Below are 20922 nucleotides of genomic sequence, written 5' to 3'. Positions count from 1 at the left end.
GCAGGAAAAGTTTTGCGAGAAAAACAATCCTTGGTGGTATCCCTTTATTTATTATCACTATCTAGTGATTTATATAGGTAGGAGTGGGATAACACCGACAAATCCCGCAGTGTGCTTTGTAATAAAAGTCACAAAAATAACGGGGTTGTGTAAGTATCCTACAATTTTGTCACTTCAGAATGCAATGAAAAAGTCGGCGTTGTGACCCAATTTTTTCGTTTAATTATGCATTTTTAGTTTAACATTTACGCAACATGAACGATTTTTGTCTTTAATTATGCAAGTTTATTGATTTTGACCTGCATGGTGGGTGTTTGAATTGATTAATATTGTGTGTTTTTTCTTGCAGGGATGTAATTTATTTACACAGATCGTAGTGAGATTGATTACGATTTATTGTTGGTGAGAATTTATGCAGTTACATGAGTTGGTCAATACAATCGGCCAAGATCTTCAGCGTCGATACGGTGAAAAGGTTCATAAGTTAACATTGCACGGTGGATTTAGTTGCCCTAACCGCGATGGCACGATTGGGCGGGGAGGATGTACATTTTGCAATGTGGCTTCGTTTGCAGATGAAGAAGTCCAGATAAAAAGCATTCACGAACAGTTAAAAGATCGCGCAGGTGAAATTCACAGAGCGAAGAAGTATCTCGCTTATTTTCAGGCCTACACCAGTACCTATGCAGAAGTACAAGTTCTCAAAAACATGTATGAGGAAGCACTAAAGGCTGCAGACATGGTTGGTCTTTGTGTGGGGACGCGTCCTGATTGCGTCCCTGATGCGGTATTGGATTTACTGTCGGGCTATGTACAGCAAGGTTATGAAATTTGGCTAGAACTAGGTCTTCAAACCGCCAACAACGACACCCTCAAACGTATCAATCGTGGTCATGACTTTGAGTGTTATGCCGAAATCACTAAGCGTGCTCGAACACTCGGAATCAAGGTTTGTACTCACTTAATTGTGGGTTTACCCAAAGAAACCCGCGCCGAAAATATTGAAACGCTGCAAAAAGTGTTGGCCGTGGGAACGGATGGCATCAAGTTACATGGCTTGCATATTGTCGAAGGTAGCACCATGGCGAAAGCTTGGCGTGCTGGAAAGCTAGAAGCCCCTGAATTAGAAGAATATGTTGCGATCGCCAGTGAAATGATTCGTATGACACCACCAGATGTGATTTATCATCGCGTTTCATCAGCAGCCAGGAGGCCCACGTTATTATCGCCTCTGTGGTGTGAAAACCGTTGGCTAGCGATGACGGAAATTGGTCGAGATCTCAGTGCTCATGGTGCTCAAGGGAGTCTTACGGGGAATACCTTTATCTATACTAAACCGGAATTAATAGCAGATCGCTCAATAAATAACTGATATATTTTAACCAGTGTTCTTTGAAGGTTTAAACGATGGATCAGTTACTCAATTGGCTTTGGGGTGGTCAAGGCGGTTATGGCTATGTCGTCTTGTTGTTAATCGCAGGCGTGTGCGCGTTAGCACTGATCTATTTGCACTTTCAGACGTCACTTAAGCAACTAGTAACGGATTCTCCCTATCCAGTCATAGTGGTGGACACTAGCCATGCTCAGCTCTTGCTATCTAACCAGGCTGCGATGCAGTTATTAGGCATTCGCTCTTTGGGAACGGGGTATTTGTATCCTGCTTTATTCGATATTCATGAGCTTGAGCAGTTTCTCGATCGCTTCTCTAGTAGTCATTTTCGTCAGCAGGCTTTTGACTGGCGACTATCTGATAGTGAATCTATTAAAGTGGAGCTGTCAGGCAGAAAGAGTTTATTGCGCAATCATCGAGTTTGGATTCTTTATGCTCAGCCATATCAAGCCACTCACCAAGAGCAGCAACAAGAACTTGCACAATTAATCATCGCACGTTCGGCATTAGACTCACTTTCAGAGCTGATTTGTACCCAAGACCGCCAAGGCAATCTGTTAACGACCAATCGAGCATTTGATCAATTCTGGCAAGGGCGAAGGGAAGAAGCTTGCGCATCCAAGACCTTGGGTGAGATGACCAGAAAAAGCGAACGTAAATGGACAACGGATCCACAAGGTCGAAGTTGCTTACTGGAAGTCAATCAAAACTCTCTTGTTTCGCCGAGTGGTGAGCTTATCGGTACGCTGTCTATTAGTCATGACGTGACTGAATGGCACAAGATGCAACAGAATCTGCGAGATGAAATGGAGCGTCGCAAAGATACAGAGGTGGCGCTAGCGCAAAGAGATACTATCTTACAAACGATTCTGGATGCCAGTCCGGACTCTATTGGTATTTTCAATGAGAACATGGTCTATCAAGCGTGTAATCAGCCTTTTGTTAAGGCGTTAGGAATTTCAAAAATTTCTGATTTGATAGGTAAGCGCCTCCAAGACGTGATTCCTAAAGAGATGTACGCGCGCTTAGCAGACAGTGACTTAGAAGCATTACGCCAGTTAGAGCCAGTTCGATACATAGATAAAGTCGTGAGTAGTGATGGTAAAAGTACGTGGTTTGATGTGGTGAAATCGCCTTTTAAAGATAAAGCATCAGGAACGAATGGTGTGCTGATCATGGCGCGTGATATTTCTGAGCGTTATCTTGCAGAACAAAAGTTGGAAAAAGCCAACCTAGAGTTAGAAAAATTGAGCTTTATGGATAGCTTAACTCAAGTATCGAACCGACGCCGTTTCGATGAACAACTGCAGGTATTGTGGTACCACCATGCTAGAGAAAAGCTGCCGCTCACCATCATGTTATGTGACATCGACTTTTTCAAAGATTACAACGACTGTTACGGTCACCAACAAGGTGATGAAGCGTTAGTCAGTGTTGCTACCGTGTTTACACAAGTCATCAATCGTTCTTCGGATTGTGTTGCGCGTTATGGTGGCGAGGAGTTTGGTTTTATCTTGCCGAATACCACCACGGAAGGTGCGCGCAACGTAGCACAGCGTATTCATGAGAAAATTCTACAGCTTGATATGGAACACGACAGTTCAGAAGCATCTGAACGCCTTACCGTCAGTATCGGTCTGGTCTCTTACATTCCTCAGCATGGTGATGAACCCGAAATGGGCATCGCTATGGCTGACAGTGCGTTATATCAAGCTAAAGCTGATGGACGTAATCGCACTTGTATTCACCCCAGTTCTTGCTAACGCTTTGTGACCGCTTGCTCTAAGTTGATAGCTGATTGTTTAAATCACCGTATTAAACACGTTAAACTTACACAAGCCTGTGCGCTCGTTGGTTTATCTTTTTATCTCGTATCACAAGAGCAGATCGCACCGTGTGTTTTTCACTAATCAAACAGACCTAAATTGCGTTAGGTCGAGTGCATTTACCTGTTTTTCATCATCGAATGGCGCTATCTAGCCACCACCATGGAGTAGTTAATGAAACCCATGAAAAATCTCGCCCAGTATTATGTCGACTTGCTAGTCAAACTGGGGATTGTTCGCTTCTCTATTTTGCTAGCCCTTGCGCTGGTGGCATTAGCTGTTGTGGTGCAGGTAGGGATTACTTTAGCTCTCAAAGGGCGAGTAGATGATATCGACATTGTCCGTTCGGTGTTTTTTGGTCTATTGATCACCCCTTGGGCGGTTTACTTCCTCTCTGTGGTTGTCGATCAACTAGAAGAGTCTCGCCAGCGTTTAACTAAGCTGGTGTCCAAACTGAAGGACATGCGTTCGCGAGATCAAGAGCTGAATTACCAACTTCAACAAAACATTGAAAAGCTTAACCAAGAAATTGAAGAGCGTATTAAAGCGGAAGAAGCACGTGAAGAGGCGATGCAAGACCTCGAAAATGAGGTGTTCCAACGCGAACGTACTCAATTAGAGTTGGCAGAACGTACCGCATTACTGCGTTCATTTATTGATGCCTCACCAGACTTAATTTACTACCGCAATGCGGATGGTGTTTTCTCTGGCTGTAACCGCGCGATGGAAGAGCTAACGGGCAAGAAAGAGCACCAGTTAGTCGGATTAAGCCCTTGGGATGTGTATAGCAAAGAAATCGCCGAGCATATCGTTGATACTGACCAAAAGGTTTTTGCCGATAATCAAGCAATTACTTACGAGCAATGGCTCGAATACCCAGATGGTCGCAAGCATTACTTTGAGCTGCGTAAAGTGCCATTTTACAGCAAAGATGGCCGCCACCTTGGTCTCGTTGGGTTCGGTCGTGATATCACTGAACGTAAGCGCCATGAAGAGTCGTTAGAGAAAGCAAGCCGCGACAAAACTACCTTCATCTCAACCATCAGTCATGAGCTGCGAACGCCGCTGAATGGCATTGTAGGCTTAAGTCGTATGCTTCTAGATAGTCCGTTGACAGAAGAGCAGCGTAAACACATGCAGACCATCAATGTGAGTGCGATTACTCTAGGTAACATCTTCAACGATATTATCGATATGGATAAATTTGATCGCCGTAAGTTAGAACTATTACCTGCGCCACTTAACTTCGAAGACTTCGTCGCAGAGATTGAGAGTATCTCAGCTCTGATGGCGGAACAAAAAGGGTTACGCTTTGACTTAGAACGTTTAAGCGACTTGCCAAAAGCAATTGAAGTGGATGCAACCCGTCTACGTCAGGTGATTTGGAACTTGGTCAGCAACGCAATGAAGTTCACCAAGGAAGGTGGCGTTGTGATGACAGTGAGCGCGGATGTCGAAGACGATTTTGCGACCATTATTATGGAAGTGGAAGACACAGGTATTGGTATCCCAGACGAAGAGCTAGATAAGATCTTTGCGATGTACTACCAAGTGAAATCAGGCAAGGACAACCTGCATGCGGTCGGTACAGGTATTGGTTTGGCGGTATCTAAGCAACTGATCAATATGATGGATGGTGACATTACGGTTACCAGTGAGGAAGGCTTTGGTAGCACTTTTACTGTATCGATCCACGTTCCGATTGTTGAACTAGCTGAGCCAGTCATTGATGCGAAACGCGACAATGTGCGCCTCAACATATTTATGGTCGAAGACATCGAGCTTAACGTAACTGTGGCTAAATCGTTACTAGAGAGCCTAGGGCACTCTGTCACCGTGGCAATGACGGGCCAAGAAGCGTTAGTGAACTTTGTGCCAGAAAAATACGACTTAGCGTTGTTGGATATCCAACTGCCTGATATGACAGGCTTTGATGTCGCCAATTATTACCGCAAGCATTATAACAATCTTCCTCCATTGGTCGCCTTAACTGCTAATGTAATGAAAGATCGTCGTGAATACTTAGATAACGGCATGGATGATGCGATCAGTAAGCCGCTGGCAGTGAATGCTATTCAGTCAGTGATTGATAAATTCTTCGCTCACCAGTTAGAACAACCTAAGGAAGTGGTGAGCGGTCCCGAAGCAGTGGAAGAGCCAGTGCCTTCTCCTGTGATTGAGACACATTTGCTCGATATGGATATGTTAGAGTCTTACGTCGACATTGTTGGTGCAAAACCTGTCTACGACAGCATAAAAATGTTTGAAGATATGATGCCAGACTATATCGATGTCTTAGATTCGAACATGACAGCGAAAGATCAAGATGGGATTGTTTCTGAAGCGCATAAAATCAAAGGTGCTGCAGGTTCAATTGGCCTGAAACGTATCCAAAGTGTGGCGCAAAAAGCGCAATCGCCCGATATGCCAGCATGGTGGGAAAACATTTCAGACTGGGTTGAAGAGATCAAAAATGAATACCAAAACGATATTCAAGTCCTCAAAAGTTGGTTGGAACAAAGGAAATAACATGAAAAGAATCGCACCATTGGCATTAGCCATGGCATTGATGGCAGGCTGTAGTTCCGTTCCAAATGTGAATTGGCAACAAAACAGTCAGATTACGATTAATGAGGTTAATGTTGAGCTCAAAAGTAATTTATGGGTGAACCTCATGCCGAATATTGGGGACGTGGAAGAGCAAAGTATTCAAGGTGCACTTTACCTCGAAGGAGATCAGTTACTTCCTGCAAATCTAACGGCAGAAGCTCTTATTATTAAACAGGGGCAAAAAGAGTGGTTGGTGGACAGTGCGTCTTTAGATACTCGAACGCACAGTGAAAGCCGATGGGAGGTGGCGTTCTCGTCTCACATTGATGTGAACACAGAAAAATCGGTTGATATCGCAGTGCTTCTAGACGATGCGGGTAAACAGCGTTGGTTAGTCGAAAAGTACGTGAAGATTAACAAGGTTTATTAACCGCAATGATGTTGCATTAGTCGTTAGACCTAAAACAAAAAGGGCTTGCTCAATGAGCAAGCCCTTTGCATATTAGCGGTTAAATCTAGTCTTCTAGATCGCCACAGAAGCGGTAACCTTCGCCGTGGATAGTGGCGATGATTTCTGGCGTACCTGAAACAGACTCAAAGTGCTTACGGATACGACGAATCGTTACGTCTACAGTACGGTCGTGTGGCTTAAGTTCACGACCAGTCATCTTCTTAAGAAGATCTGCACGAGTTTGAATCTTACCCGGGTTCTCACAGAAGTGCAGTAATGCGCGGAACTCAGAGCGAGGTAGCTTGTAGCTATCACCAGCAGGGCTTACTAGAGAGCGGCTGTTGATGTCTAGTACCCAACCGTTGAATTCATACTTTTCTACCGAGCGCTTCTCTTCTTGCACCGCGTTAGAGCTCATTGAGCGACTAAGTAGGTTACGTGCACGAATAGTTAGTTCACGTGGGTTGAATGGTTTAGTGATGTAGTCATCTGCACCAATCTCAAGACCTAGGATCTTGTCTACTTCATTGTCACGGCCTGTCAGGAACATTAAAGCAATGTTCGCTTGCTCGCGTAATTCACGCGCTAGTAGAAGGCCATTCTTGCCTGGAAGATTAATGTCCATAATAACCAAGTTGACTGAGTTATCAGACAACACTTGGTGCATCTCTTCACCGTCACTGGCTTCAAAAACAGCGTATCCCTCTGCTTCAAAAATACTCTTAAGAGTGTTACGAGTTACTTGCTCATCTTCAACGATAAGAATCTGCGGGGTTTGCATTGGCGGTACCTAAATTTGTGACAAAATTGTGCTAATAGAATAAATTCTAGGCAAAAATATAACATACAGGTAATGTGATTTTGATAATAAATCAAGTTGATCAAAAAAACACTTCTTTCAGTTATCCGCCCTCCATGGAATTTTGCCAACTCACCAGTATCCAATGGCGACGTTTATTCTAAAGGGCTTGTTTACCTTTCATTTCCTGCTTTCAGTGGGGCCTGAAACGTAAACACCCTAAGATATTGAGCGGATTTTATATTGTTAACAGCATGCTAACAATGCTCAAATGTTAATTCCATTCAGTTTGTTGATTTATATCAATTGATGAAATGTAACTGTTATTAATCGTTTAAGACTTATGATAGAAAAAAGTAATAAGAACATAGACGCATCGTTATGGAATGCTTATTCAGAATCTTTTTTCAGATTCGAAGCCGAGTGGCGTGTTTCAAACTATGCTGTGATAACCGCTTGGAACCCATACAGTAACTTGAGGTCCAAAGAAGAGAACAGCATAAACAATCACGCGTTAGAAAAACAGCTACAGCACGTTAATTACGCGCCTGTCACGGTAGGTGATAGCGCTTTTACATGGTATGAGGAAAGCTTTGCCGTCGAGTTGTCGCCAGAGGTAGCCGTTGAATTGGCGAGTGACTTTCAACAAAACGCGATTTATTACGTCATTAATGACCAACTTTATCTTATTGCGTGCTCGCAGCCGAAAGTTTTTCATACGTTAGGCTCCATTAAACCTCGGCTCGTATAGAAGGTATAGAAAAGGATACTGCTCACTGAAGCACCGCTTGGGTGAGAAAATTCACGGAGGAAATATGAGAGACATTACACCCGATATTTGTGACCAATTTGAAGACCAAGTGAGCTTGCTTACTTTACCATTGCAGAACTTTGGTCAACGTAGCGCTTTTTACGGTGAAATCGTTACGGTGCGCTGCTATCACGATAACTCGAAAGTGCGTGAAGTACTGGGCGAAGATGGAACGGGTAAAGTATTGATTGTTGACGGACATGGATCGTGTCAGAGAGCATTACTCGGCGATCAATTAGCGATACTCGGAATAGAAAATGGGTGGGAAGGTATCATTGTCTATGGTGCAATACGCGACGTAGCACAAATATCTCAAATGGACATTGGCGTTCAAGCTCTTGGAACTAACCCGTTTAAAACAGAGAAACGCGGGATAGGAGAGGTAAACGTAACCTTAACGATGCAAAACCAAATCGTTCAACCTAAGCACTACGTTTACGCGGACTGGAACGGTGTGTTGATTTCTAAGCAAAAGCTGGACTTCTAAAAACGAAAGCCTAAACCAACCTCAAAGCCTTGTTGCCAATCTTGGTAATCAAGAGTCGCGTGAAGATCCAGTTTATCGGTAATTTTTACGCGACTTGATACTTCAGCCGCGAGGCTACTGTCGTCTTGTCGAATACCTTCCGCTGTTTCATTCTTGTAAGAGCGAACTGTACTTTTCAGCGTGACACGATCATTAAAGTGATAGCTGATCCCACTCAAAAAACCACTTTGATTTTGGGTAGGAGAGTTATTGACTCGCGCACCGACATAAACGTCTACCGAATCAAAAAGTTCGTAGGCGTAACCCGTATCGATATTCCAAACATCAAAACTGTCAGACTGATAACTGTCGCTGGAAATGAATAGTTTATGAGGAGAAGGGGATGTTTTACCTGGAAGCGGCGGAAGCTCGTTGGCTAGACAAACACCAGGCACAAAAAACAGCAACAGAAAAAGCCATCTTTTCATGTTCACCACTCCTTGTGTCAACTTTTTTATTAGTATGCGCCCAAAGCTTCTCACTATTAAAGCATAGAATATGAAAGCTAGCTCACCTATTTTCTAAATAATTAGATCCTATGAACATAAGTCACAGTTAAGTTGTTGTTATGTGTCACAACCCTCTCGAATTATTTGATCGTACGTTTTATGGCAAAGATTAGACTAGTTATTAGATAAAAAACCGAACTGGTGATGATAGTTAAGTCCTTTACAAAAACTAACTGTAGATTTCCAAATGATCAATAATGTGTAATTAACTATAAATATCAATGACATTGCTTAGCAGAAATCTCTGAAAGATGGAAAAACAAACAATTTTTTGTTGACTATGTATCAGAAACTCGGTAAACGTAGAGTTAAGCAAACACAATTAACGTTGAATATTTATTTATGCCATCTAACAGCCTAGTAGTAATGACCACGACCATTATTATTACCGACACGACACATGTTGGGGCAGGCTGCTGAGCGAAAGAAATTCACAAAAAAGGCCTGTATCCAACAAGATACAGGCCTTTTTTTATGCTTTTTTATCCAGAATTTAGACAAATTTAAGAAGATATACCGGAGGAAGGGATGCGAGTATTGAAGTTTGGCGGATCATCACTAGCTGATGCAGATCGCTTTTTGAGAGCGGCAGACATTATTGCCAATAACGCTCAACAAGAAGAAGTAGCGGTTGTTCTTTCCGCTCCTGGTAAAACAACAAACAAATTGGTTGCGGTCATTGAAGGCGCATTGCGCAATGGTGAAGCAGAACTACAAATCAAAGAGTTGGAGGAGTCGTTTAAAACGCTCTTCACTCAAATCCAAGCAGTACTACCCAATATCGATGGTTCAGCTTTCGATAACCAAGTGAAAACTTCTCTCTCTCAATTACGCCAGTTCGTTCATGGCATCAACCTTCTTGGCATGTGCCCAAATAACGTCAATGCACGCATCATCAGCAAAGGCGAACGCGTTTCAATTCAATTGATGAAGGCAGTGCTTGAAGCGAAAGGCCAACCTGCGCATCTTATCGACCCAGTCGAGTATCTATACGCAAAAGGCGATCACCTAGAAGCCATGGTCGATGTTGAAGTTTCGACTCAGAACTTCCGCCAGAATCCTCTTCCTCAAGGTCATGTGAACATCATGCCTGGTTTTACTGCCGGTAACGAGAAAGGTGAACTAGTTACACTAGGTCGTAATGGTTCAGACTACTCAGCGGCGGTTCTTGCGGCGTGTCTGCGCGCAGATTGTTGTGAGATCTGGACTGACGTAGACGGTGTATACAACTGTGACCCTCGTTTAGTAGAAGATGCTCGCCTGCTTAAATCTCTTAGCTACCAAGAAGCGATGGAGCTTTCTTACTTCGGTGCTTCCGTTTTGCATCCGAAAACCATTGCTCCTATCGCGCAGTTCCACATCCCATGTCTGATCAAAAACAGCTTTAACCCACAAGGTGCAGGAACTCTGATTGGGCAAGACACTGGTGAAGACAATCTGGCGATCAAAGGTATCACGACGCTAAACGACCTAACCATGGTTAACGTTTCCGGCCCAGGTATGAAGGGTATGGTTGGCATGGCAAGCCGCGTATTTGGCGCAATGTCTTCCGCTGGTGTGTCTATTGTTCTTATTACTCAGTCTTCTTCTGAGTACAGCATTAGCTTCTGTATTGAGGCAGAAGATAAAGCAAAAGCGCAACAAGTACTGGCCGATGCGTTTGAGTTGGAACTGAAAGATAGCTTATTAGAGCCGGTCGAGTTTATTGATAATGTTTCAATCATAACGTTGGTTGGTGACGGCATGCGTACATCGCGCGGTGTTGCATCTCGCTTCTTCTCATCTCTTGCTGAAGTGAACGTAAACATTGTAGCCATCGCACAGGGCTCATCTGAGCGCGCTATCTCAGCCGTGATTCCTGAAGATAAAATCTCTGAAGCGATCAAAGCGTGTCACGAAAACCTATTCAACTCTAAGCACTTCTTAGACGTATTCGTGGTTGGTATTGGCGGCGTTGGTGGTGAGCTGGTGGATCAGATCGAGCGTCAACAGGCGAAGCTTGCGGAAAAAGGCATCGTGATCCGCGTGTGTGGCTTGGCAAACAGCAAAGGTCTTCTGCTTGATAGTGAAGGTCTTCCACTCGATCATTGGCGTGATCGTATGTCGGCAGCGACAGAAGAGTTCAGCCTAGCGCGTTTGATTTCTTTGGTTCAACGTAACCACATCATCAACCCAGTATTGGTTGACTGTACATCAAGTGAAGATATCGCGAATCAATACGCTGATTTCTTAGCTGCTGGTTTCCATGTCGTTACACCAAATAAAAAAGCAAACACAGCAAGCATGGCTTACTACCATCAGCTTCGCGATGTTGCGCGCAGCTCTCGTCGCAAGCTGATGTACGAAACAACTGTGGGGGCGGGTCTACCGGTAATCGAAAACCTGCAAAACCTAATCTCAGCGGGTGATGAGCTAGAGCGCTTTAGCGGTATTCTTTCTGGCTCTCTGTCATACATCTTCGGTAAGTTAGATGAAGGTATGAGCCTAAGTGAAGCAACTAATATCGCAAAAGAAAATGGTTTTACTGAACCGGATCCTCGTGATGATCTTTCTGGTATGGATGTCGCGCGTAAGCTTCTGATCCTAGCTCGTGAAGCAGGCATGTCTCTAGAACTAGAAGACGTTGTGGTTGATCAAGCACTGCCACCAGGTTTTGATGATTCTGGTAGCGTTGATGAATTTATGGCGCGTTTACCTGAAGCAGACGCCTACTTTAAAGAATTATCTGCAAGGGCAGCGGAAGAGGGCAAAGTACTGCGCTACGTTGGTGAAATTAATGAGGGCAAGTGCACAGTAAGCATCGCAGCGGTGGATGAAAACGATCCAATGTATAAAATCAAGGACGGTGAAAACGCACTGGCATTTTACAGCCGTTACTATCAGCCAATCCCACTAGTGTTACGTGGCTATGGTGCAGGCACCGAAGTAACGGCTGCGGGTGTATTTTCTGACGTGATGCGTACTTTAGGTTGGAAACTAGGGGTATAACAATAATGAGTTCAAGTGATATGGATGTAGTGGTTTATGCCCCAGCATCAATTGGTAATGTAAGCGTTGGCTTTGATGTGCTGGGGGCTGCCGTGTCTCCAGTGGATGGCACACTATTGGGTGACCGTGTATTGGTGAAATCTGGGGCTGATCCGTTCAGCCTTAAAACGGCGGGTGATTTTGTTGAGAAATTGCCAACTGAACCAAAAGAGAACATCGTCTACGACTGTTGGCTCGTGTTTGCTCGTGAGTTAGACAAAAAAGGCGTTGAGCTAAAACCACTTGAGATGACGCTAGAAAAGAACATGCCAATTGGCTCTGGTTTAGGCTCAAGTGCATGTTCTATCGTTGCTGCATTAGATGCATTGAACCGATTCCATGGACAGCCACTTAACGAGACAGAATTACTAGCGCTGATGGGAGAGATGGAAGGCAAGATCTCCGGTGGTATTCACTACGACAACGTTGCGCCATGTTATCTTGGTGGTGTGCAACTGATGCTTGAAGAGTTGGGTATCATCAGTCAAGAAGTGCCTTGCTTTGATGATTGGTACTGGGTGATGGCGTATCCGGGTATCAAGGTATCAACGGCGGAAGCGCGTGAGATCCTACCATCTCAATACCGCCGACAAGATATCATCGCTCATGGTCGCCACCTTGCGGGCTTTATTCATGCGTGTCATTCTGGTCAGCCAGAACTTGCTGCAAAAATGATCAAAGACGTGATCGCAGAACCGTATCGTGAGAAACTGCTTCCAGGTTTTGCGAATGCACGTCAATACGCAGCGTCTGCGGGTGCATTGGCAACCGGTATTTCTGGCAGTGGTCCGACACTGTTCAGTATTTGCAAAGAGAAAGATGTCGCTGAGCGAGTTGCTCGCTGGTTAGAACAAAACTACGTACAAAACGAAGAAGGATTCGTCCACGTTTGTCGTCTAGATAAGCAGGGTTCGAAAGTAACAGGAAGTGAGCTATGAAGCTTTACAATATAAAAGAAAATGATGAACAAGTTTCCTTTGGCCAAGCCGTTCGCCAAGGGTTAGGCCGTAACCAAGGTCTATTTTTCCCATCGGAATTACCAAAATTTGAAGATATCGATGCGCTGCTTGCAGAAGACTTTGTCTCTCGTAGTACGAAAATCCTATCAGCGCTGATTGGTGATGAACTAGCGGAAGAGCAAGTTAACGCATTGGTTGATGCTGCATTCCAATTCCCTGCGCCAATTAATCAGGTCAAAGACGGTGTTTACGCTCTGGAGCTGTTCCATGGCCCAACGCTTGCATTTAAAGACTTTGGTGGTCGCTTTATGGCGCAATCTCTCGCTGCGGTTTCGGACGGCGGCAAGATCACCATTCTGACTGCAACTTCTGGCGATACTGGCGCAGCCGTTGCGCATGCTTTCTACGGTATGGAAGACATCAACGTTGTGATTCTTTACCCGAAAGGCAAGATCAGTCCACTGCAAGAGAAGCTATTCTGTACGCTTGGCAAGAATATCCATACTGTCGCGATCGATGGCGACTTCGATGCGTGTCAGGCACTGGTTAAGCAAGCTTTTGATGATTCAGCACTGCGTGAAGAGATCGGTCTGAACTCTGCAAACTCAATCAACATCAGCCGTTTGATGGCGCAAATCTGTTACTACTTTGAAGCAGCTGCGCAAATGAGCAAGCAAGAGCGTGAAAACCTAGTGGTATCAGTACCAAGCGGTAACTTCGGTAACCTAACTGCTGGTCTACTGGCAAAAGCACTGGGTCTACCTATTAAGCGCTTCATCGCTGCAACGAATGCCAATGACACTGTGCCACGCTACCTAGAAACAGGTAAGTGGGAGCCAAAACCAACAGTCGCAACAACATCGAACGCGATGGACGTGAGCCAACCAAACAACTGGCCTCGTATTGAAGAGCTGTGCCGCGTGAAAGAGTGGGGCTTGGAGACGCTAGGTAAAGGTGCAGTATCTGATGAGCAAAGCGCACAGTCAGTGAAAGACTTACATGCTCTAGGCTATCTATGCGAACCGCACGGTGCGATTGCTTACCGCGTTCTTGAAGAGCAACTGCAAGACGGTGAAACCGGTCTGTTCCTATGTACTGCTCACCCTGCGAAGTTCAAAGAAGTGGTGGATGATATTCTAGAATCAGATATCGAGCTTCCTGCGCCACTAGCGAAGCACGCGGCGATGGAGCTGCTATCGGAAGAGCTCGACGCAGACTTTGACGCATTGAAACAAGTACTGCGCCGCGTGCAGTAAGCTTCAAAAATACAGTCAGTATCAAAAACACAAATAACGAGAGGTGAATGAGCAATCATTCACCTTTTTTATTGCCGGTAAGTTTTAACTCTCTTTATGATTGAGAAACGAACTTAACTAAATGAGATAGAAAGAGAAGCATGCATTTTTTGATTTTTCTTGGCTCAGTGAGAAACAGCACGCCACCACGACCAGCCCGTTTAGGAATGCGAGTCAGTAAAGCGTGTGAAAAACTCATCGCGAGTCAACATTCGCAACATACGGTCGAAATCATCGACCCTTTGAATTACGACTTTGGCGATGTGTTTAAGCCCGAGTTTGCTTATCACCGCTCTAAAGTTCCGCAGCACCTAAGTGAGCTGGCAGACAAAATCAAACATGCGGATGGGTATGTGATGGTTAGCCCGGAATATAACCATTCGATGAGTCCTGCTTTGGCGAACATGCTTAACCATTTCGGCAGTTCGCTGTTTTCTTACAAGCCGAGTGCTATCGTGACCTATTCTGCCGGACAATGGGGTGGTGTTAGAGCTGCTGTTTCTATGCGTACTTTCTTATCTGAACTTGGATGTCTACCTGTCTCTGCGATGATCCACATTCCGAAAGCGCAAGAAGTCTTTGATGAACAGGGCGTTGCTACGGATGAGTCGGAGCAGACGCAGTGGGACAACTATATGAATCGTACGATGCATCAATTGATTTGGTGGGCAGAAGGGGCGTCACTGCAAAGAGATAGGCTTGATCCAACCTCTGTAGCGCAAGCGTTTCAGAAAGATCCTTCGCAAAGAAATGCACCTTAGAGGCGAGTTGCTTTCCACTATAGAAAGGGGTTAGAAGGATTCTGAAACAAAAAAAGCTTGGTCATTGCTGACCAAGCTTTTTAAATTCTAGCGAGCTAGTTTACTGAGAGATTATAGAGTCTCAGTAAAAGTACGAGCGATTACATCACGTTGTTGCTCTGGAGTTAGCGAGTTAAAACGTACTGCGTAACCAGAAACACGAATAGTTAGTTGTGGGTATTTCTCTGGGTGTGCAACTGCATCTTCTAGTGTTTCGCGTTTAAGCACGTTCACGTTTAGGTGTTGGCCGCCTTCGATACGAGGAGCAGTTTCGATTGCAACTTCACGGCTTTCGTATTCACCTAGGTCGCTGATTGCGATAACTTGGTCTGCTTCGTAGCCAGCAGTTGCAGCAACACAACGAGCTTCATTTTTTTCGCTATCTAATAGCCAGATAGAGTTTAGTAGGTCGTCGTTTGCCGCTTTTGTAATTTGGATACCTTGGATCATCACTATCTCCTAGACCACTTACGTGGTGATTATTGGTGTTAATTTTCGAATTTTCGTTGAGCTGAGTATTATATAGCTAATATCCACTATTTTAATATTGACTTAAGTCAAAAAACAACCAAAAACATCATTTTTATTAAGGTAATTTTATTGAGTTAAATCAATAAAACCTTTGAAAACAAACTAATTACAATTTATTTGATAATATAAAAAATATTTAATAACTAGTTTTGTTGTAAATTTACTACAAGTTGAGATTAAAGTTTAAACTGGTTAACGCAACTATCTGTATTTAGGTAGCAATACTGAAAGTCTAAAGTGATTAAATGACAAACATGAAAAACAAGCTTGGGAATAAACTCATTGGTGCACATGTCTCTGCTGCTGGTGGGGTCGATCAAGCTCCGTTGAGAGCTCGTGAAATTGGCGCGAATGCATTCGCACTATTTACAAAAAACCAACGCCAGTGGGTGGCGAAGCCTTTAGAAGCAAAAACCATCAGTGCGTTTAAAGCGAACTGTAAAATGCTGGGTTTCGGAGCAGAGCATATTCTTCCCCATGATTCTTATCTGATTAACTTGGGTGCGCCGGAAGAAGAAAAGCTGAATAAATCCCGCGCGGCATTTATTGATGAAATGGAGCGTTGTAATCAGTTGGGGCTGACTTTGCTTAACTTCCACCCGGGTAGTCACCTAAAGAAAGTCTCTGAACAGGAGTGCCTCGCAACGATCGCCGAGTCGATCAATCTTGCGCATAAAGCGGTGCCGAATGTGATCGCTGTTATCGAGAATACGGCAGGTCAAGGCACTAACTTAGGCTGGAAGTTTGAGCACCTTGCTGAAATCATCGAGCAAGTGGAAGATAAAGATCGTGTCGGCGTTTGTATTGATACCTGCCATACCTTTACGGCTGGTTATGACTTACGTACAAAAGAAGATTGCGAGCGCACCTTTGCAGAGTTCGACCGTATCGTAGGTATGCACTATTTAAGAGCAATGCATCTAAATGATTCAAAAGTAGAGTTTGCCAGCAAAGTAGATCGCCACCATTCTCTAGGTAAAGGAGAGATCGGGTGGGATTGCTTTGAGTACATCGCGAAAGACCCTCGTTTTGATGGTATCCCTCTGATTTTGGAAACAATTGATCCAGATATTTGGCAGCAAGAGATCAACACGTTGCGTCAATTCCATTTAGCGGCCATTGACAGTTAATGGCGTAACCACAAAGTTGGCACCTTTCTTTCTTAGTCATTGAACATCAATCTCTGAATTAGCAAAGAAGGATGCCAACATGTCTCGACCATTCTCTTTTACTCCTTATACTTACACTCGTCGTGTGCTTCGCTTACCGATGCCTAATCGTCACATTACCGGACAGGGGCATTTTCGAACGCCACAGAAGCATTAGTCTTTTATTACTTGTCTCAAGTTCGTGGTAAGTTTTTGTTTGTTTGAGTTTCGCTCGTTAGAATGGAAGCAAAATTTAGGACAGGAACTTTCCATGAATCAGTCACCCACTTGGCACGATGTGATCGGCGAAGAGAAAAAGCAGAGCTACTTTGTAGACACCTTGAATTTTGTTGAAGCCGAACGCGCCGCAGGCAAAGCTATTTTTCCTCCCGCAAAAGATGTCTTTAACGCGTTTCGTTTTACCGAGTTCAAAGACGTTAAGGTCGTGATTCTAGGACAAGACCCATACCACGGCCCAAATCAGGCGCATGGCCTGTGTTTCTCTGTACTTCCTGGCATTAAAACGCCACCGTCACTGGTTAATATGTATAAAGAGCTGGCGCAAGATATTGAAGGTTTCCAAATCCCTCAGCATGGTTTTTTGCAAAGCTGGGCTGAACAAGGCGTATTGTTACTCAATACGGTATTAACGGTGGAGCAAGGTAAAGCGCATTCACATTCAAAGACAGGTTGGGAAACGTTTACTGATCGAGTGATTGAAGCCATTAATCAGCATCAAGAAGGTGTAGTGTTCTTGCTGTGGGGTTCACATGCACAGAAGAAAGGTCGTTTTATCGATCGCAATAAGCACCATGTGTTAGCTGCCCCACACCCATCGCCACTTTCTGCACATCGAGGCTTTTTCGGTTGTAAGCATTTCTCTCAAGCAAACCAGTTGCTTACATCACAAGAAAAAGCACCAATTAACTGGCATTTGCCATTAACGGTATAAATGAAGAGACAGCGATCATGGATGCTATGATCGCTGTTTTTTTGAGCATGCTCGAGGCTGATAGTAAATTTCTCATGTACACTTACTAAAAGTAGGTGTTAAGGAGAGACGCTATGATGATCGAAAGAATTCGACGCGAACATGGTTATATGGTTCGTCTGTTGGCGATACTGCGCCATAAGCTTAATGAGATAAAAAAAGAACGTGTAATCAACTATGCGTTAGTAAGCGAGATTGTTGATTACCTCTCTAATCATTCGGAGAAAGTACACCACCCGAAAGAAGATATCCTCTATCACCACTTTCTTGAACACTATGGTAAGCAACAAACCATGGAAAATTTAGAGAAAGAACATCTAGAGTTAGCTAGTAAAACCAGAGAGTTTTCATCCGTGATAGAGATGATCCTTCAGGATGCTGTTGTGCCACAAGACATGTTCGTCGCTCACCTAGAAGATTTCATTGAATCGCAAAGGCGCCACTTGGAGCTAGAAGAGCGAAAAATTTTGCCTCTCATTGAAGAGTTATTTACCACAGAAGATTGGCAGCATGTCGAGAGCTTATGGAGCGTCAGTGAGGATGATCCTGTGTTTGGTGACACGATTGCTGATCGTTATAAGCAGTTGGCCGAACGTGTTCGTCAAAGTGATACTGAGTATGTTTAAGCCTGAGTGATGAAACCTGAGCGAGCGAAAGCCGTCTCTCGGGTTTGTGAGATACATTTCTTATTTATTGGGAATCAACCGAAAATTTAGTGTGCATATTTCTCGGCAAAAAGTACGGAAGATTCTCATTGAGTAATAATGGTATTCATACTTAAACCTTGGTACATAAACTCACGGTGTTTACGGTCACTGTAAACAAAAAACAAAAGGCACCTGTAAGGTGCCTTTTGTTTGAATTAGAGTTTAATGTCTTCCAAGTTATAATCGGTACAGACATCAAGTTCGCGCAGCTCTTTAAGCAAATTGCGTCTGTCGTTCATCTCTTCTATTTCACGCCACTTTCGCTTTACTGGTTTGGCACGAGATTTGGTTGTTGAGGTAGTATCCAGATTAAAAATGTCATCTAGTTGAAAGCCTTCCATAAGCCACCTTTACCTTTCTTAAGCTAAACTGTTGTAACCAGTCCTTGTGGAGTTTTTTAAGTACCACAATAGCCGTGAGAATAACCATGATATATTTCGCATTTGTGTCGGTAGCATGACATTTTCGTGCAAAAATATTCTCAAAATCACACTTTTTATTGCAACGATGTGGATAAAAAATGCACAAACGATCTCAAGAAAACGATTAAATAGAGAGATTTTCTATGTTAATTCGATTTGATGAATGGGTGCACTGCGCAAAGGTTAAAGTTGCATAAAATCAGTTTGATGAAATAGTGTTCAACTAGATGGTAAGTCACTAGCGTAAATTTATGTAACACCTTGTGAATACTAGCTTGTTCTTGTTTATACGGTTTGCCATTCCATTTAATGAAGAATAATTATTTATGTTGGTGTTTGGTAATTGAAATGTTGCGCAGTTTGAGTGTTAAGTCTTCTATTTATGTTATTTTTTGGTGACTTTATAGTGAAAAATAACAATGTTATTCTTATTATTGCATATTGATTTTTGCGCTCCTAGGTTGCATTATCCGCCCGTCAAAAAATACGCTGGTACGTAAAATGGATGCATGAAGCGACGTTTACGATTCTAGATTGCCCATAAACATTACTTAAAAAGCTAAGCACACTTTGACACTTAGCAGGCAATTTGGTGGATGGCTAGGACGCATAGACTGGCGCAACTCACTTTGAGGTACACATGACAGACTTAATCAATTTGATGAACGATCTCCTCTGGGGCTCGATTCTGGTTTATCTTCTTGTTGGTGTTGGTATTTACTTCACCGTTCGATTAGGGTTCATTCAGTTCCGCCATTTCGGCCACATGTTCTCTGTTCTTAAGAACAGCCGTAAAGCAGACAAAGCTGGTATTTCTTCTTTCCAAGCGCTTTGTACTAGTCTTGCTGCACGTGTTGGTACAGGTAACATGGCGGGCGTTGCAGTGGCATTGACTGCGGGTGGTCCTGGTGCGATCTTCTGGATGTGGCTGATTGCAATGCTTGGTATGGCAACATCGTTTGCTGAGAGCACACTGGCGCAGCTATACAAAACCAAAGATGATGATGGCAACTACCGTGGTGGCCCTGCCTACTACATGGAAAAAGGCTTGGGCATGCGTTGGATGGGCGTGTTGTTCTCAGTTTTCCTAATCATCGCTTTTGGTTTGGTATTCAACGCCGTACAAGCTAACTCAATTGCCAATGCAATGAGCAACGCATTTGGTTGGAATAACCTGTATGTCGGTATTGCCGTTGTTCTACTGTCTGCAATTGTTATTTTCGGTGGCATCAAGCGTATCGCAAGAGTTGCTGAGATGATCGTTCCGATCATGGCACTACTTTATCTAGCCCTAGCGCTGTTCATCATGTTCTCTAACCTAGAGAAATTACCTGATGTATTGATGCTTATCTTTAAGAGTGCATTTGGTCTGCAAGAAGCAGCAGCAGGTGGTCTTGGCTACGCAATTGCACAGGCAATGATTAACGGTATCAAGCGCGGTCTATTCTCGAATGAAGCAGGTATGGGTTCTGCACCTAACGCGGCAGCTTCAGCAACACCTTACCCACCACACCCAGCGTCTCAAGGTTACGTACAGATGCTAGGCGTGTTCATGGATACGATCGTTATCTGTTCTGCAACAGTGGCTATCATCCTGATGTCTGGTGAGTATGTCGGTCAAGCAACAGAAGTGACGGGTATCGAGCTAACTCAGCGTGCATTGAGCTCACAAGTTGGCGATTGGGGCGGCATCTTTGTTGCTGTGGCAATCTTCTTCTTTGCGTTTACTTCAATCATTGCAAACTACTCGTACGCTGAAACGAACTTAATCTTCCTAGAGCACAATCATAAAGCGGGCTTAAGCATTTTCCGCGTTATTGTTCTTGGTATGGTGATGTTTGGTGCACTAGCTTCGTTACCAGTCGTATGGTCGCTTGCTGACGTCTCTATGGGTCTGATGGCGATAGTCAACTTAGTGGCGATCATCTTGCTATCTGGCATCGTGATTAAACTGGCAAAAGATTACAACCGCCAGCTTGGTGAAGGCAAAGTGCCAACATTTGATGCGAATGACTTCCCGGAGCTGAAATCTCAGCTTGAAGAAGGCATTTGGTACAACGATAAAAAAGACTAAGTGAGCTATCACTCATAGTTGAAAGCTATTAGTACGATGTAAAAAGCCATGCAGACAATGCATGGCTTTTTTTGTACCCTATTAAAAACAAAATTAGAGAAGGGAA

Annotated in this window: 19 protein-coding genes and 1 other annotated feature; of the genes, 15 read left to right on the top strand and 4 right to left on the bottom strand. The window is 43.8% G+C overall.

Annotated features, from left to right (window positions below; genetic code table 11):
• Window positions 1-412 precede the first annotated feature (412 nt).
• The 4 genes from R7E29_RS02645 (at window position 413) to R7E29_RS02630 (ending at window position 6196) form a co-directional block, all read left to right on the top strand.
• Complete coding sequence (locus R7E29_RS02645) at window positions 413-1372, top strand: TIGR01212 family radical SAM protein (protein WP_017633631.1); 960 nt, start codon at window positions 413-415, stop codon at window positions 1370-1372.
• Window positions 1373-1407: 35 nt separating this feature from the next.
• Window positions 1408-3153, top strand: a complete 1746-nt coding sequence (locus R7E29_RS02640; RefSeq protein WP_017633632.1) for a GGDEF domain-containing protein — start codon at window positions 1408-1410, stop codon at window positions 3151-3153.
• A gap of 237 nt (window positions 3154-3390) precedes the next feature.
• Window positions 3391-5745 carry an aerobic respiration two-component sensor histidine kinase ArcB gene (gene arcB, locus R7E29_RS02635; RefSeq protein WP_213906556.1) on the top strand — a complete coding sequence of 785 codons (2355 nt, stop codon included), beginning with the start codon at window positions 3391-3393 and terminating at the stop codon, window positions 5743-5745.
• 1 nt (window position 5746) lies between these two features.
• Window positions 5747-6196, top strand: coding sequence for a hypothetical protein (locus tag R7E29_RS02630; RefSeq protein ID WP_005381825.1), 450 nt, complete (start codon window positions 5747-5749; stop codon window positions 6194-6196).
• 85 nt (window positions 6197-6281) lie between these two features.
• Here R7E29_RS02630 and arcA read toward each other — a convergent pair whose 3' ends face one another.
• Window positions 6282-6998, bottom strand: a complete 717-nt coding sequence (arcA, locus tag R7E29_RS02625; protein ID WP_005381824.1) for a two-component system response regulator ArcA — start codon at window positions 6996-6998, stop codon at window positions 6282-6284.
• A gap of 361 nt (window positions 6999-7359) precedes the next feature.
• On the opposite strand from arcA, the gene R7E29_RS02620 reads away from it, so the two are divergent.
• Window positions 7360-7767 (top strand): DUF3293 domain-containing protein, encoded by a 408-nt coding sequence (locus tag R7E29_RS02620; RefSeq protein WP_005381823.1) that lies wholly within the window; start codon window positions 7360-7362, stop codon window positions 7765-7767.
• 64 nt (window positions 7768-7831) lie between these two features.
• A complete protein-coding gene (locus R7E29_RS02615) occupies window positions 7832-8314 on the top strand; it encodes a putative 4-hydroxy-4-methyl-2-oxoglutarate aldolase (RefSeq protein ID WP_005381822.1) in 483 nt (160 codons plus the stop codon).
• Here the strand turns inward: R7E29_RS02615 and R7E29_RS02610 are convergent.
• Window positions 8311-8781, bottom strand: a complete 471-nt coding sequence (locus R7E29_RS02610; RefSeq protein WP_047102035.1) for a hypothetical protein — start codon at window positions 8779-8781, stop codon at window positions 8311-8313. The genes R7E29_RS02615 and R7E29_RS02610 overlap by 4 nt on opposite strands.
• A gap of 423 nt (window positions 8782-9204) precedes the next feature.
• Between R7E29_RS02610 and thrL the strand changes: the two genes are divergently transcribed.
• The 5 genes from thrL to R7E29_RS02585 all read left to right on the top strand — a co-directional run bounded on the left by thrL (window position 9205) and on the right by R7E29_RS02585 (window position 14904).
• Window positions 9205-9282 carry a thr operon leader peptide gene (gene thrL, locus R7E29_RS02605; protein WP_074192076.1) on the top strand — a complete coding sequence of 26 codons (78 nt, stop codon included), beginning with the start codon at window positions 9205-9207 and terminating at the stop codon, window positions 9280-9282.
• Window positions 9218-9337, top strand: a sequence feature (Thr leader region). Its footprint overlaps the gene before it by 65 nt.
• 53 nt (window positions 9338-9390) lie before the next feature.
• A complete protein-coding gene (thrA, locus tag R7E29_RS02600) occupies window positions 9391-11850 on the top strand; it encodes a bifunctional aspartate kinase/homoserine dehydrogenase I (RefSeq protein WP_054576669.1) in 2460 nt (819 codons plus the stop codon).
• A gap of 20 nt (window positions 11851-11870) precedes the next feature.
• Window positions 11871-12827, top strand: coding sequence for a homoserine kinase (gene thrB, locus R7E29_RS02595; RefSeq protein ID WP_017635074.1), 957 nt, complete (start codon window positions 11871-11873; stop codon window positions 12825-12827).
• Entirely contained in the window at window positions 12824-14104 is a 1281-nt protein-coding gene (thrC, locus tag R7E29_RS02590) for a threonine synthase (RefSeq protein ID WP_054576670.1), read from the top strand. Before thrB ends, thrC begins: the two co-directional genes overlap by 4 nt.
• 140 nt (window positions 14105-14244) lie before the next feature.
• Complete coding sequence (locus R7E29_RS02585) at window positions 14245-14904, top strand: NADPH-dependent FMN reductase (RefSeq protein WP_054576671.1); 660 nt, start codon at window positions 14245-14247, stop codon at window positions 14902-14904.
• A 111-nt stretch (window positions 14905-15015) separates the two neighbouring features.
• Here the strand turns inward: R7E29_RS02585 and grcA are convergent, their stop codons facing one another.
• Entirely contained in the window at window positions 15016-15393 is a 378-nt protein-coding gene (gene grcA / locus R7E29_RS02580) for an autonomous glycyl radical cofactor GrcA (protein ID WP_005381814.1), read from the bottom strand.
• A 326-nt stretch (window positions 15394-15719) separates the two neighbouring features.
• Between grcA and nfo the strand changes: the two genes are divergently transcribed.
• The 3 genes from nfo to R7E29_RS02565 all read left to right on the top strand — a co-directional run bounded on the left by nfo (window position 15720) and on the right by R7E29_RS02565 (window position 18239).
• Window positions 15720-16604, top strand: a complete 885-nt coding sequence (gene nfo, locus R7E29_RS02575) for a deoxyribonuclease IV (RefSeq protein ID WP_017821508.1) — start codon at window positions 15720-15722, stop codon at window positions 16602-16604.
• Between the two features lie 289 nt (window positions 16605-16893).
• Window positions 16894-17574, top strand: coding sequence for a uracil-DNA glycosylase (ung, locus tag R7E29_RS02570; RefSeq protein ID WP_005382846.1), 681 nt, complete (start codon window positions 16894-16896; stop codon window positions 17572-17574).
• Between the two features lie 113 nt (window positions 17575-17687).
• Window positions 17688-18239 (top strand): hemerythrin domain-containing protein, encoded by a 552-nt coding sequence (locus R7E29_RS02565; protein ID WP_017821507.1) that lies wholly within the window; start codon window positions 17688-17690, stop codon window positions 18237-18239.
• A 236-nt stretch (window positions 18240-18475) separates the two neighbouring features.
• On the opposite strand, the gene R7E29_RS02560 is transcribed toward R7E29_RS02565, so the two are convergent.
• A complete protein-coding gene (locus tag R7E29_RS02560) occupies window positions 18476-18661 on the bottom strand; it encodes a DUF3545 family protein (RefSeq protein WP_005381805.1) in 186 nt (61 codons plus the stop codon).
• 721 nt (window positions 18662-19382) lie between these two features.
• Between R7E29_RS02560 and R7E29_RS02555 the strand changes: the two genes are divergently transcribed.
• On the top strand, window positions 19383-20816 hold the full coding sequence (locus R7E29_RS02555) for an alanine/glycine:cation symporter family protein (protein ID WP_005381800.1): 1434 nt from the start codon (window positions 19383-19385) through the stop codon (window positions 20814-20816).
• Window positions 20817-20922: the final 106 nt, after the last annotated feature.

This window comes from Vibrio sp. Vb1729, assembly GCF_033338655.1.
In the GTDB taxonomy this organism is placed as follows: Bacteria; Pseudomonadota; Gammaproteobacteria; order Enterobacterales; family Vibrionaceae; genus Vibrio; species Vibrio alginolyticus.
The sequence above is the reverse complement of the archived record's forward strand: the minus strand, read 5'-3'. Positions and strand labels throughout refer to the sequence as shown.

What these genes read in the sequence shown, in the direction of transcription:
- R7E29_RS02645 (WP_017633631.1), top strand. Translation starts at nt 413, where the DNA reads ATGCAGTTACATGAGTTGGTCAATACAATCGGCCAAGATCTTCAGCGT.
- R7E29_RS02640 (WP_017633632.1), top strand. Translation starts at nt 1,408, where the DNA reads ATGGATCAGTTACTCAATTGGCTTTGGGGTGGTCAAGGCGGTTATGGC.
- arcB (WP_213906556.1), top strand. Translation starts at nt 3,391, where the DNA reads ATGAAACCCATGAAAAATCTCGCCCAGTATTATGTCGACTTGCTAGTC.
- R7E29_RS02630 (WP_005381825.1), top strand. Translation starts at nt 5,747, where the DNA reads ATGAAAAGAATCGCACCATTGGCATTAGCCATGGCATTGATGGCAGGC.
- arcA (WP_005381824.1), bottom strand. Translation starts at nt 6,998, where the DNA reads ATGCAAACCCCGCAGATTCTTATCGTTGAAGATGAGCAAGTAACTCGT.
- R7E29_RS02620 (WP_005381823.1), top strand. Translation starts at nt 7,360, where the DNA reads ATGATAGAAAAAAGTAATAAGAACATAGACGCATCGTTATGGAATGCT.
- R7E29_RS02615 (WP_005381822.1), top strand. Translation starts at nt 7,832, where the DNA reads ATGAGAGACATTACACCCGATATTTGTGACCAATTTGAAGACCAAGTG.
- R7E29_RS02610 (WP_047102035.1), bottom strand. Translation starts at nt 8,781, where the DNA reads ATGAAAAGATGGCTTTTTCTGTTGCTGTTTTTTGTGCCTGGTGTTTGT.
- thrL (WP_074192076.1), top strand. Translation starts at nt 9,205, where the DNA reads ATGCCATCTAACAGCCTAGTAGTAATGACCACGACCATTATTATTACC.
- thrA (WP_054576669.1), top strand. Translation starts at nt 9,391, where the DNA reads ATGCGAGTATTGAAGTTTGGCGGATCATCACTAGCTGATGCAGATCGC.
- thrB (WP_017635074.1), top strand. Translation starts at nt 11,871, where the DNA reads ATGGATGTAGTGGTTTATGCCCCAGCATCAATTGGTAATGTAAGCGTT.
- thrC (WP_054576670.1), top strand. Translation starts at nt 12,824, where the DNA reads ATGAAGCTTTACAATATAAAAGAAAATGATGAACAAGTTTCCTTTGGC.
- R7E29_RS02585 (WP_054576671.1), top strand. Translation starts at nt 14,245, where the DNA reads ATGCATTTTTTGATTTTTCTTGGCTCAGTGAGAAACAGCACGCCACCA.
- grcA (WP_005381814.1), bottom strand. Translation starts at nt 15,393, where the DNA reads ATGATCCAAGGTATCCAAATTACAAAAGCGGCAAACGACGACCTACTA.
- nfo (WP_017821508.1), top strand. Translation starts at nt 15,720, where the DNA reads ATGACAAACATGAAAAACAAGCTTGGGAATAAACTCATTGGTGCACAT.
- ung (WP_005382846.1), top strand. Translation starts at nt 16,894, where the DNA reads ATGAATCAGTCACCCACTTGGCACGATGTGATCGGCGAAGAGAAAAAG.
- R7E29_RS02565 (WP_017821507.1), top strand. Translation starts at nt 17,688, where the DNA reads ATGATGATCGAAAGAATTCGACGCGAACATGGTTATATGGTTCGTCTG.
- R7E29_RS02560 (WP_005381805.1), bottom strand. Translation starts at nt 18,661, where the DNA reads ATGGAAGGCTTTCAACTAGATGACATTTTTAATCTGGATACTACCTCA.
- R7E29_RS02555 (WP_005381800.1), top strand. Translation starts at nt 19,383, where the DNA reads ATGACAGACTTAATCAATTTGATGAACGATCTCCTCTGGGGCTCGATT.